The 12748-nt window shown below is 35.4% G+C and carries 11 protein-coding genes; 1 reads left to right on the forward strand and 10 read right to left on the reverse strand.

Translation table 11 applies throughout. The features are described 5' to 3' along the window. Positions 1-67: 67 nt before the first annotated feature. On the reverse strand, positions 68-1309 hold the full coding sequence (locus ACFPH8_RS08505; RefSeq protein ID WP_376860131.1) for a DEAD/DEAH box helicase: 1242 nt from the start codon (positions 1307-1309) through the stop codon (positions 68-70). 252 nt (positions 1310-1561) lie between these two features. On the opposite strand from ACFPH8_RS08505, the gene ACFPH8_RS08510 reads away from it, so the two are divergent. After that, positions 1562-5809 carry a beta strand repeat-containing protein gene (locus ACFPH8_RS08510; RefSeq protein WP_376860133.1) on the forward strand — a complete coding sequence of 1416 codons (4248 nt, stop codon included), beginning with the start codon at positions 1562-1564 and terminating at the stop codon, positions 5807-5809. A 118-nt stretch (positions 5810-5927) separates the two neighbouring features. Here the strand turns inward: ACFPH8_RS08510 and ACFPH8_RS08515 are convergent, their stop codons facing one another. The 9 genes from ACFPH8_RS08515 to ACFPH8_RS08555 form a co-directional block, all read right to left on the reverse strand. Then, entirely contained in the window at positions 5928-6299 is a 372-nt protein-coding gene (locus ACFPH8_RS08515) for a DUF2200 domain-containing protein (RefSeq protein ID WP_376860135.1), read from the reverse strand. A 123-nt stretch (positions 6300-6422) separates the two neighbouring features. Next, the gene (locus tag ACFPH8_RS08520) at positions 6423-6782 is read right to left on the reverse strand and encodes a c-type cytochrome (RefSeq protein WP_376860137.1); all 360 of its coding nucleotides are present in this window, start codon (positions 6780-6782) and stop codon (positions 6423-6425) included. Between the two features lie 200 nt (positions 6783-6982). Next, on the reverse strand, positions 6983-7384 hold the full coding sequence (locus ACFPH8_RS08525) for a hypothetical protein (protein ID WP_248395198.1): 402 nt from the start codon (positions 7382-7384) through the stop codon (positions 6983-6985). Between the two features lie 243 nt (positions 7385-7627). Continuing rightward, positions 7628-8260, reverse strand: a complete 633-nt coding sequence (locus ACFPH8_RS08530) for an outer membrane beta-barrel protein (protein ID WP_376860139.1) — start codon at positions 8258-8260, stop codon at positions 7628-7630. Positions 8261-8443: 183 nt separating this feature from the next. Beyond that, complete coding sequence (locus ACFPH8_RS08535; protein WP_376860141.1) at positions 8444-9592, reverse strand: serine hydrolase domain-containing protein; 1149 nt, start codon at positions 9590-9592, stop codon at positions 8444-8446. A gap of 42 nt (positions 9593-9634) precedes the next feature. Then, on the reverse strand, positions 9635-10750 hold the full coding sequence (locus tag ACFPH8_RS08540; protein ID WP_376860143.1) for a serine hydrolase domain-containing protein: 1116 nt from the start codon (positions 10748-10750) through the stop codon (positions 9635-9637). 267 nt (positions 10751-11017) lie between these two features. After that, positions 11018-11539, reverse strand: coding sequence for a YceI family protein (locus ACFPH8_RS08545; protein ID WP_376860145.1), 522 nt, complete (start codon positions 11537-11539; stop codon positions 11018-11020). Positions 11540-11564: 25 nt separating this feature from the next. Next, complete coding sequence (locus ACFPH8_RS08550) at positions 11565-11849, reverse strand: GNAT family N-acetyltransferase (protein ID WP_376860147.1); 285 nt, start codon at positions 11847-11849, stop codon at positions 11565-11567. A 42-nt stretch (positions 11850-11891) separates the two neighbouring features. Beyond that, a complete protein-coding gene (locus ACFPH8_RS08555) occupies positions 11892-12605 on the reverse strand; it encodes a pirin family protein (RefSeq protein WP_109308133.1) in 714 nt (237 codons plus the stop codon). Positions 12606-12748: the final 143 nt, after the last annotated feature.

Raw genomic sequence — 12748 nt, forward strand, 5'->3', positions numbered from 1 at the left:
ATTAAAGATACAATTTATAAAAATGAATGTAGAACCAAAACTACCTACAATGTTTTTAAATTTGAGATTAATACCAGCGTTTCTTCTTCTTTTTGGAAGCCACACTTTTTCGTCCTTTCTTATGTTTACTACCCGAATCTTTAGACTTGTGAGTTATAGGTTTCGCTTTAGGATCTAATGGATATGGATGGCTTTCTTCAACAGGAATTGCTATTTGAAGCAGCTGCTGAATTGTTGTTACATAGTTTTTTTCATCAGCGCCACAAAACGAATAGGCCATACCTGAACTTCCTGCACGACCTGTTCTACCAATACGGTGAATATAAGTTTCTGGAATGTTTGGTAAATCGAAATTAATTACGGCATCCAATTCACTAATATCAATACCACGAGCTGCTACATCTGTTGCAATTAGAATGTTTACCAGGCCATTTTTAAACTTTTTAAGAGCTTCTTGTCTGTCGGTTTGCGATTTATCACCATGAATCGTTTCTACTTTATAGCCGTTTTTAGTTAAGGCACCTTCTAACTTATCCACACCAAATTTTGTACGTCTAAAAATTAAAATGCTGCCTTCTATTTCGTTGCGAAGTAAATGCAAACACAATTCTATTTTATTGCGTTTTGGTACATAATATAGTACTTGTCCAATGTTTTTTGCGGCTGAAGACGTGGTGGTGACTTCAATACGTTCAGGCCATTTTAAAATAGTATGTGCTAATTGTTCTACTTTGTAAGGCATAGTTGCCGAGAACAGAAGAATTTGTTTTTCCTTGGGACAAAGGTTATCAATATGTTTCACATCATCAATAAATCCCATATCTAACATTAAATCGGCTTCATCTAATACCAAGACTTCTACATCGTCTAAATTAATAATCCCTTGTTTTTCCAAATCAATTAAACGACCAGGAGTAGCAATTAAAATATCAACACCTTTGGTTAAAACATCCACTTGAGGTTTTTCTGAAATACCTCCAAAAATAACTGTTGTTCGTAAATTTGTATGACGGCCATACGCTTTAAAATTATTGCCAATTTGCAAGGCTAATTCACGTGTAGGACTAACAATGAGCGCTTTAATGGTTCTGTTACCACGCGGTGCGTCTTGTTTTTCAGATAGTAATTGCAAAATAGGTAAAGCAAAAGCCGCTGTTTTTCCTGTGCCAGTTTGCGCAGATGTTATAACATCTTTTCCGGCTAGAACCTGCGGAATAGTCTGTAATTGCACAGCCGTGGGTTGCGTATAACCTTGTTCTTCAATGGCTTTTAAAAGTGGGTCAATAAGTTTTAGGTCTGTAAACGACATGAATGGTGTATTTAGGACAAAGATACTTCAAATTTTTATGTTGATTCTATATTCAAAAAAGATATCCTACTATGAGTTGTTATTAAAAGCTTTTTTTAAAAGGATTATCGGTAATTCGAGATACAAATTATTTTATCAAAAATGTTAATATTTTGTTAAATAGGTGTTTTTGCAAAACCTGCTTTTACAAAACCTCGTAAGTGTTTTTGTCTTTCCCTAGTCGGACATATTGTATAACCAATAACACGAATTATGATAAAAAAAATTACGCTATTAATTGCAATTTCTATTGCCGTTTTTACAACCAACAAATCATGGAGCCAGACTATTACAAGTTCGGCTGACGATGGAACGACACCCGGAACATTACGAGTAGAAATCGCTAATGCTACACCAGGAAGTACACTTACATTTGATCCTTCTATAACAAATATTACCTTGTTATTAGGAGAAATTCTTATTGATAAAGATTTAACAATATCGGGGGTTTCTGGAACGACCTCTACAATTGATGCCAATAGTACTAGTAGAGTATTTAATATAACATCTGGAGCAATTATTCTGGAAAATTTAACACTTACAAATGGTGTTGCCAATGATGGTGGTGCTATTTATATGTCCAATGCCTCAGTTACTATTAATAATTCTTTTTTAACATCTAATACGGCTAATGGAGCTTCTGGTTCCGGTGGTGCTATTTTTAATGATGTTGGCGGCGTGTTGGTCGTAAATAATTCAGGAATTACAGCCAACATAGCCAACCGAGCAGGTGGTGGTATTGAAGATAATTCGGGTGCCGGACTAGGTATTACCTTAATTAATGTAAACCTTGATAATAACAATGCAGGAACGTCTCCCGCTACAGCCGCACCCGGAAATGGTGGTGGTTTACATATAACAGGCGCTGGTGATAGCAATATTACTGGTGGAACTGTAATGGGGAATATAGCGGCTAAAGAAGGTGGCGGATTATGGAATGGCAGTGGAACCATGATGGTTAGTACTGTGGATGTTTCTGAAAACCTAGCTGTTGGGAACGCTACAGGTGGTGGTGGTCTTTTTAACAATGGCGGAACACTAACAGTTGATGCCATGACAACATTAACGCGCAATATAGCAATGGGAGACACACCTGGTGGTCGAGGTGGAGCCATGTTTAATAATTTAGGTGGAACTTTAAATTTAGCAAATGGATTAACAATTTCAGGAAATTATGCTAGTAGAGCAGGCGGTGCTATTGAAGATGCTTCTAATGGATTGCTGATACTTGACGGTGTTACGCTAATTGGAAATGCCGCTGGTGTTGATATTGGTTTGGGAAATACAATCATGCCTAATCCAGGAAATGGTGGTGCACTGCACTTGTCAGGAACAACCAATGCAACTATTTCAAACCTTTCTATGATAGAAAATAATTTGGCAGCACGTGAAGGCGGCGGATTATGGAATAATTTAGGAACCATGACATTAACGATGACATCTGTTGATAATAATATAGCTTATGGTGATGCTGCAGATGATGGTGGCGGTGGAATCTTTAATAACGGTGGAACTTTAACTATTAATTCATCGTCTCAAGTATTAAATAATCAAGCTATTGGAATTTCAGGTTCTGGAGGCGGTATATTTAGTACTGATGGTGTTGTAACCGTTAACGATTCGTGGGTAGCATATAACACCTCTAATAGAGCCGGTGGGGGAATTGAAGCCATTGATGGAATTGTTGATTTAAGTAATGTAACATTAGATTTTAATACAACAGGTTCAGCGCCGGGGAATGGTGGTGGATTACATATAACAGGAATGGCCGATACCAATATATCTGGCGGAACGGTTACAGAAAATACAGCGACTAGAGAAGGTGGTGGTTTATGGAACGGTTCTGGAATAATGACTGTGAATGGAACATTGATTACCGGAAATATAGCAAATGGACCAGCTGCCGATGATGGTGGTGGTGGAATCTTTAACAATGGCGGAACCCTTTTAGTTCACAATAGCACAACCATTAGTAGTAATATTGCAGATGGTGCAGCTGGATCTGGTGGAGGAATTCTAACAATAGGAGGAAATGTAACCATAAATGAATCTGCCATAACAAGCAATCAAGCCAATCGCGCAGGTGGTGGAATTGAGTTAGCTGGTGGAACTTTAAACCTGATTAATGCAATTTTAGATATGAATAATGCAGGCGTTTCGCCCGCAATTGCAGCACCAGGTTCTGGTGGTGGATTGCACGTAAGTGGACCTGCCACAACAAATATTACAGGCGGAACAACAAACGGCAACATAGCTGCTAACGAAGGTGGCGGACTTTGGAATGGTTCGGGTGTTATGACGGTTGTAAATCATACAATTGATGGTAATACAGCATCAGGAAACGATGCCATGACAGCTGGAGCAGCTGGAGGTGGTGGAATTTATAATGAAGGTGGAACATTAGATTTATCAGGTTCAACAATAATTATAAATAATAGTGCTGATGGCGCTCAATCAACTGGTGGTGGAATTTTAAATGCTGCTGGAACATTGACTGCTAATGGGATTACCATAATGGATAACCAATCAAACAGAGCTGGTGGCGGAATTGAAACAAATGGTGGAGGTGCTGTTATGTTAACCAATGTCAATTTAAATTCGAATGACACAGGGGTTGTAACCGGAGCTGGTGCACCAGGAAATGGAGGCGCACTGCACGTTAGTGGAAACAGTACGGTTGATGTTACAGGTGGAACCGTAAATATGAACACGGCAGCTTCAGAAGGCGGTGGTTTATGGAATGGTTCAGGAATAATGACGGTAGCTGGTACAACTTTAGATAGCAATATGGCTTTAGGTGCCAATGCCGATAATGGTGGCGGTGCCCTTTTTAACAACGGAGGAACACTTATCGTTCAAAATGGCGCAATAATTACCAATAATATGGCTACTGGAGCTTCTGGTTCAGGAGGCGGAATTCAAAATGTAGATGGCGGTATTTTAACAATTATAGATTCTGAAATTTCAGGAAACACATCCAATAGAGCAGGTGGTGGTATTGAAGATAATTCAACTAACGCTGTTGGAACATTAACATTAACAAATGTAATTTTAAATAATAATTCAACCGGATCAGCACCAGGAAATGGTGGTGGTTTGCATAATACAGGTCCAGGTAATTCTACAATTACAGGCGGAACTGTTAATGGAAATATGGCTACTCGTGAAGGTGGTGGTTTATGGAACGGTTCAGGTGTTATGACTTTAGATGCTGTAACAATCGATTCAAATATAGCACAAGGTGATGCCGCTGATGATGGTGGTGCAGGCGTTTTTAATAATGGAGGAACTTTAAACATAACGAATGGATCCCTTATTTCAAATAATATATCAAGTGGTACTTCCGCATCCGGAGGTGGACTTTTAAGCACTGCTGGAAACGTAACAGTATCAGATTCTTCTTTTGAAACCAATGCTGCTAATAGAGCAGGTGGCGCGATAGAAATTATAGACGGAACTTTAACATTTACCAACTCAATTATGAGTGGTAACGATGTAAATGGTTTAGCAGGAACTGCAGCACCAGGAAATGGTGGTGGACTTCATGTTACTGGAATGTCTGGAGTGGTAACCATTTCAACAAGTACTATAAGCAATAATGCTGCTGCTAATGAAGGTGGCGGATTATGGAACCAAAACGGAACAACGATGAGTGTTTCCATGTCTACTATTGATAATAATACGGCTGACGAAGGCGGTGGAATTTACAACAACACGGGAAGTATAACGTCCGTGATGACCACTACTATTTCTGGAAATTCGGCAACTGTATCTGGTGGTGGACTTTCTAATAATGGTGCTAGTTTAGATTTAAATGCGGTAACGGTTGTTATGAATACAGCTGCTTTAGGCGGTGGAATTGATGCAGTAAATAATGTGTCTTTAAAAAATACCATTGTTGCTTTAAATACAGCTTCTTCGGGAATGGATGTATCTGGAACAATAATATCTAACGATTATAACTTGATTGGATTAGATGATTTAAATGCTTTTACACCACAAGCTAATGATTTAGAAGGTGTAAACCCATTAGTTGGTCCGCTACAAGATAATGGTGGTACCACGTTAACGCATCAATTATTAGATAATTCTCCGGCATTTGATGCAGGTGATGGAACCGATGTTTTTGTGGATCAGATTGGACAACCTGTTTTTGGTTCTTCACGAGATCTGGGTGCTTTAGAATCTCAAACATCACTTTCTATAGATGACTTTAATCAAACAGCAACCTTCCGTGTTTATCCTAATCCTACAGATGGAAACTTTAAAATTAATTTAGGAGCTATTTCAGACCGAAATATCTCCCTGATGATTGTATCTATAACAGGACAGGTTGTTAAGAAAGCAACTTTAAATTCAGGACTAAATACGATTGATATGACAGGAATGGCTTCGGGAATGTACATGTTGAACATTAGAACAACAAATAATACCGTGACCCATAAATTGATTCTGCAATAAGATTTGAATTAGTCAAATTCTATATTAAAAGGCCAAAACATCATGTTTTGGCTTTTTCTTTTTTTGATTGAAAAAAGACATCTAATTCTTTCTTGATGTCCGTCTACTTTTAACTAAATTAAACGTTTGTTTTACGTAATATTTTATCCATTTTTCTACCTTTTGCTAACTCATCTATTAATTTATCTAAATAACGGACTTGTTTTGTTAATGGGTTATCAATTTCTTCAATGCGGTAACCACAAATTACACCTGTAATAAGGTCTGCATGTGGATTTAAAGTTGCTTTATTAAAGAATGTTTCAAACGTAACTTTCTCATCAATAAGCTTATGTAGGTTGGTTTTATTAAAACCTGTTAGCCACTCAATAACTTCATATAATTCTTCTTTTGTTCGGCCTTTCTTTTCCACTTTTGTAACATAATGTGGAAATACGGACGCGAATGTCATGTTGGCTACGCGTTCATTATGTTTTGGTGTTGTTTTCATAAAATTCTAAATTGCTTTTTAATAAAAATAAGATATTGGCGCTTTATTGCCGCGTACTGTATCAAAATATTTTATTAAGATAATCGGTTACTAGACTATAAGTGCGCTTTTGTCATAGTATGGTTATTTATTATTTATAAACGCGGTAAGAGCCTCTGTTTCTTTAAGAGAAATTTTTACTTGTGGGTGCTGCTTACCTTCAATTAAAAATTTGTATAAATCATTTTTTTTCATGGTTTCAGAAAAAGAATGCATTGTTACCCCAGCTGCTTGCTTATCAATTTTATGACACATACCACAGTTATTTTGAAAAACGACTTGACCTCGGTTCACTAGGGAATCTTGATTATTCATGGCGCTATCATAGTCATCTTTATGTTGGTTACACGACAACTGACTGAAAACAAGTAAGCTTAATACAACTAAACGGACTGATGCTTTTTCAAAATGCTCCGTAACGTGTTTTTGGAATTTGTGACACATGTTTTTTAATTTAATAAGCTTTTATTGGCGCCAGTTTTTTACTATAAATATAATTTTTTAATCCTCTTTTTTTCAGAAGTCATTATAAATGTACAAATACTTAAATGGTTTAATTAGGAATTGGTTTTATATATTGAATTGTGATATCTCTAGGGTAGCGAAATTCTTTAAAACAAAATAACATTTCACTTTTAGAAGGATTATTCTAAATAATCCCAGGCAGGAACATGCTCTCTTTTAATTTGTAAAACCGCGTATAAAATAACAATACCTAATAAACCTAATAAAGATTGACCAATGGGAATACCAATACTTAAATTTATAAGCAATGCTACTAAACTTGTAGAAAGAAACCCCCAAAATCCAAGTTTATTCCATTGAAATAATAAAACGGCAAAAATTACATTGGCTATGCCTAAAAGAGCAAGAATTATTAACGTGAAATTAGACACGCTGCCTGGAAAGCTTTCGGAGACGGAATCGCCTGCTATAAGGTAAGATAGCGCCGTTATAGCATTAACTACTATCATTAAAATTAACCATGCTGTTACGCATCCATGTCTTTGTTTTGGCGTGTTTAGGTTGGCGTTTTCATTTTCCATGTGTATACGTTTTTAAGGTTAAGTTATTAGGTTTTTAAGTTGGGTTTTTTGAAAAAAATGGATTCATTAGAGCATAAAAAGTTGTGTCATAATTACTAAAATTGAATGGCACGCATTCCAAATCTAACTAATTTGAGATTAAATTTTGGTATGAAGCTCACTCTAATTTCATATAACAAAAAAACCACTTCAGTTTTGAAGTGGTTTTTTTGTTATATGCACATTAACATGTGGTTTGAAACTTTACAAATTAAATTGCAAAACTAAACCGAAGGTATTTAAGTTTTTTAGCTTTTGTTCGTCATTAAAAACAGCGCTGTTTCGAGTTTCCAACTTAGTGAAGTCTGATTGTCCCGTATAATTTATACCAATACCAAAATGCGGTTCTATTTGATATACAAAACCAAGACCTAATTGAAATCCGAAGTTCCAACCGTCATAAACATCTTCAATTTTCGCTGCATTAAACGAATATTCATCCTTAAAAACGTTTTGAGCATAAGGTCCCAAATGTCCTATTATGCTGAATTTATCTGCAACTTGTTTGTCAAATGTTAGTAATAAAGGAATTCTTATTAAATAACGCTCGTGGTAAAAATTACCAATGGCATTAAAGCCATTTCCGCTTAATTGATTAAATCCAACCCCTGTTGCTATTCCAAATTTTGAATGAACACGATAATTCAATAATAAATCTCCCGTATTACTATTCATGTTGTAATTTGGAGCATTATCATTGTCCATAATACCATAACCAATACCACCAGAAGCTAAAATGTTAAATTTAGAATCTTTAGTTTCAATTTGTTCTTGCGCCTGCATGCCAATCGTTGCCAAAAGTGATAGCGCAAACATCATTACATTTAATTTTTTCATAATTTTTCTTTTTTTTAATTGATATGAAGATACTTAATTTCTACAGGTTAGGAGCAGAAATTTTTAGCTATTATTTTATAATGCTATTGAAAATATTTATGGTGTAATTATACTTTTTACTAAAAAAAAGTGTGCAAAAATTGGGCTTTATTTCAATTTTACCCGAATAAAATATATCTTTTTTCATTTGGATTGTTGAATTAGTTCATCAAAAACAGGATTTAAAATGGCTAGCATTTTTGAAGCCGTATTCATGCCGCTTTGGTTGGTAATAATAAAAGCGCCCATATTGTGTTCGGGAATTATATACATAAAACACTGTGATCTAGGTACACCGCCATGATGTGTATATTGTGTGCCTAACGTATCGTTGGATTTATCAATATTCCAAAAATACCCAAGACCAAATTCATCGTTATATTGAAACACGGATTTATGAGATTCCTGAACAATGGCATTATTTTCAAGCTGATATTGAACAAATTTCATCATATCAGAAACCGTTGTTTTAATATTTCCACCTGCGCCCCAAGGTAGTTTCCCCATAGGCGATGTTATAATTGGATTATCCACATGATATCCAACTGCTAATTGAGATAATTCAGTGTCATTTAATTTAATTTTTGTGTGTGCCATGCCGACTTTTTCAGAATAGAATTTTTTCAACAAATCTTCAAAATTCGTTTTGTAAACAATTTCTAATATGTGTGCTGACAATTCAGTTCCTGTGCTAGAATACGCATATTTATAACCGGGAATGGTATCAATTTTTATGCTGTGAAGATCCTTTAAGAACTTTGTTTGATTATAATACTCTAAAACGGTATTTATTTTTGCTGGTGTTTCATAGTTTAAAAAATCACCCATAATTGTATTCATTTCCGGAGGCAGCATATTCGGTAATCCGGCGGTATGTGTTAAAACATGTTTTATTTTTACGGGATGGTTCTCAAAACTTAGATTGCTATAACCGTCGTTGAGGTATTTTGTAATATTATCCTCCAAACTTATCTTATTCTCCAAAACAGCTTGTGCCATCAACGTTCCTGTTAGAACTTTACTTAAGGAGCCAATTTCATAAATAGTGTTATTAGTGGGTGTGTTACCCTTGCCTTTTTCTAATTCGCCATAATGTTGAATGTATTCTTTTCCGTTGAAAAAAATGGCGATAGACGTGGCATTTATTAAAGAGTCTTGAACCATTTTAGTTGCAAGACTGTCAATAATCTGTGTAATATTACCCGTATTCTTTTGGGTTTCAATAGCCTGTTTTGGTTTATCACTGCAATTTAAAACTATTAATAAAAAAGTGAGTAAAATATATTTTGTCATGATGTGGGTAGCTTTAAAAAGTATAACTTAAAAAATAGGGTCTTAATTTTTAAGGTTATGTATTTCAGGGACAATATAATCGTTTAATAATTTGGTTGTTTGGTGATGAGAATCCAAGCCACCGTTAAAATAGGTGCTCGTTAAAACGACTACCAAATCTAAATCAGGAAAAACAGCTATTTTGTTCCCTCCGATACCAGACATAAAGTAGGCTTTTTCTTTGCTCTCTTTTCCAAAATTTGACAGCCACCACAAATAACCATATTCATAATTAAACATTCCCACCTCTGCATGAGGTGTTGTTGATTCGGCAATAAATTCTTTTGAAATAATTTGCTCATTATTCCAGCTGCCTTGGTTTAAATATAATTGACCAATTTTCAGTAAATCGCGACTTTTAAGACCAAGTCCACCACCTGCCATGGGCAGTCCTGTTGGCGTTACTTGCCAATGATAATTTGTAATCCCTAATTTTGAAAAAAGAGCTTTGTCTGCATAACGCTCCAGTGATCCCGAAACAGTGTTAATTATATCCCCTAAAACAACAACGCCAGCCGTACAATAACTAAAACTCCGGCCATATTTGGAATTTATTGGTTTGGTTACCCATTCTGGAAATCCTTTTATGGGTAAATTCCAATAGAATTTGACCCAATCTTCAATAATATACATGCGCTCTTCTTGTCCACGAGAATTTGGGTTCCAATCATCGCATTCCAAAATTGACGACATGGTTAGTAAATCTTTAATAGTAGTATCATTTTTTCGCGTGTCGGGATTTTGTAAACTGGTAACTTTAGAATATTTTGAAGCTACCTCGCGTACCGATTTTAATTTTCCGTCTTGAATTAAAGTTCCAATGAGCGTTCCTGTAATAGTTTTGGTAGCCGAGCGCGTATTGTGTTTGGTATCTGAATTATGATTGTTATAATAGTTCTCGAAAATAAGGTTTCCATTATGAGCAATTACAACACTTGAAATTTCTTTAAATTCATTAGAGGAAATAAGGCTATCCATTTCCTTTATTGGCAAATTGCCCAACAATGAGCTTTTTGTTTTCCAACCATCGTTTTTTTGAACCGGTTGAACTGGATTATTTTGAGCTTGAATAGTGAGGCTTATTGTCAACAGCAAAATAAAGGCAGCTAATTTATACATGTGATTTGTTTTTTGATTGATGATGAGCCTATTGGACGTCTCCTTTCCATTTTTGTTACAGCACCACGTGTAAACGTGAATAAATATGGGGTTTTAACATGTGTATTGTTTAAATGTTCCTTCGTTTAAACATGTTTTTTTAGATAGTTGATTTTGTTTTTTCGTACAAAAAAACCACTTCAGTTTTGAAGTGGTTTTTGATAAATTTATGGGTGTTTATTTTTAGAACCACCCCATTCTACTATCTATAACTCTATGGAATTTAGCTTATGATTGCTTGATGAATTGTACATCAAGTACCAATTTCACCTTATCGGAAACAACAATGCTTCCTGCTTCCGTTACAGCACTCCACGTTAAATTGAAATCTTTTCTGTTAATGTTTCCTGTCATGTCAAATCCAGCTTTTGTTTGTCCGTAAGGATCTACTGCAATACCATTAAGTTCGGCGTCCAACGTAATTTCTTTGGTTACGTCTCTTATTGTTAAATCGCCCACCAATGTATCACCATTAAAAGATTTTGAAACAAAAGTCATTTCAGGGAATTTTTCAGAGTTGAAAAAATCATCCGATTTTAAATGTGTGTCTCTATCTTTATTTTTAGTGTTAATAGATGCTGTTTTGGCACTAAATTCTAAAATAGCATTGTTAAAATCATCGCCATTTGTTTTTGCAGTTGCCTGGAAATCTTCGAAATGACCAGTTACTGTTGAAATCATCATGTGCTTTACTTTAAAAGCAATCTCTGAATGTGCGGTGTCAATAGACCAATTTGTGTTATTTTTCATTGTTATCGTTTTTAATTGTTATTTATTATTTTTTTAATACGTCTTGAATGTCTGCAAGCTTTTTAAACTGTGCATTGGTATAAGGGCAAAGAGGTGTAATTTTAATATTTTTTTCTCTTGCCATTTCTACAATTTTGTAGAGCAATTGTTTTCCAATATTTTTGCCTTGAAATTCAGGATCAACTTCTGTGTGATCAATAATTATATGCTGTTCACCTGCAATGGAATAGGTCATTAATCCTGCTCTTTTATTATTTTCCCTAGCCATTGCAAAGCCTTTGTTCTCTTGTTCTTTAATTATTAATTCCATGGTGTTTTTTTAAGGTTATAAAAAATGTTTAAAGGGTTGCGCTTACATGGTCATGGGTACTTCCATTAAAAGAACACGGGCATTTTCTGATGCTTTTACAGTAATGCTATCTGTGTCCCAAATTCCCATACCATCTCGTTTGGAAAGCTTTTCGCCGTTAATTTCTACAGCACCTTCCAGAATAAATGCATACACGCCATTACCTGTTTTCTTGATTTTGTATTCATCGGTGCTTCCTTTGGTGAAATTTCCTAAATGAAACCACGCGTCTTGATTAATCCAAACGCCTTGATCATCTTTATTAGGCGAAAGCACTTGGTAAAATTCATTTTCTTTAGAAATATCTCTAATAGAAACTTGATCGTATCGTGGCGTTACATTTTTGGTTTTAGGAAATACCCAAATCTGTAGAAATTTCACTTCCTTGTCTTTGTTTTTATTGTATTCGGAATGCGTAACACCAGTTCCAGCACTTAATACTTGTACATCACCTTCTTTAATGACAGCCACATTTCCCATACTGTCTTTATGTTCCAAATCGCCTGCCAAAGGAATGGAGATAATTTCCATATTGTCGTGAGGATGTGTTCCAAAGCCCATTCCTGCAGCTACCGTATCATCATTTAATACGCGTAGTACGCCAAAATTCATTCTTTCTGGATTGTGATAATTTGCGAAGCTAAAAGTATGGTGTGAGTTTAACCAACCGTGATTCGCTGCGCCTCGTGTTTCTGCTCTGTGAATTATTGTATTCATAGTATGTATGTTTTTGTTTGTTAAACCTACCTGATCGGCAGGCAGATGATTAAATCCTACTTGTTGCATTAATGTGTTGTAAGTGGATTTTGTGGTTTTGCTCGTGCTTGCATTAAAGGTTTGCGGAGCAATAGCACCAAAAA

Origin of the sequence: Bizionia hallyeonensis, from assembly GCF_042657385.1 — a bacterium.
GTDB lineage: Bacteria > Bacteroidota > Bacteroidia > Flavobacteriales > Flavobacteriaceae > Algorimicrobium > Algorimicrobium hallyeonense.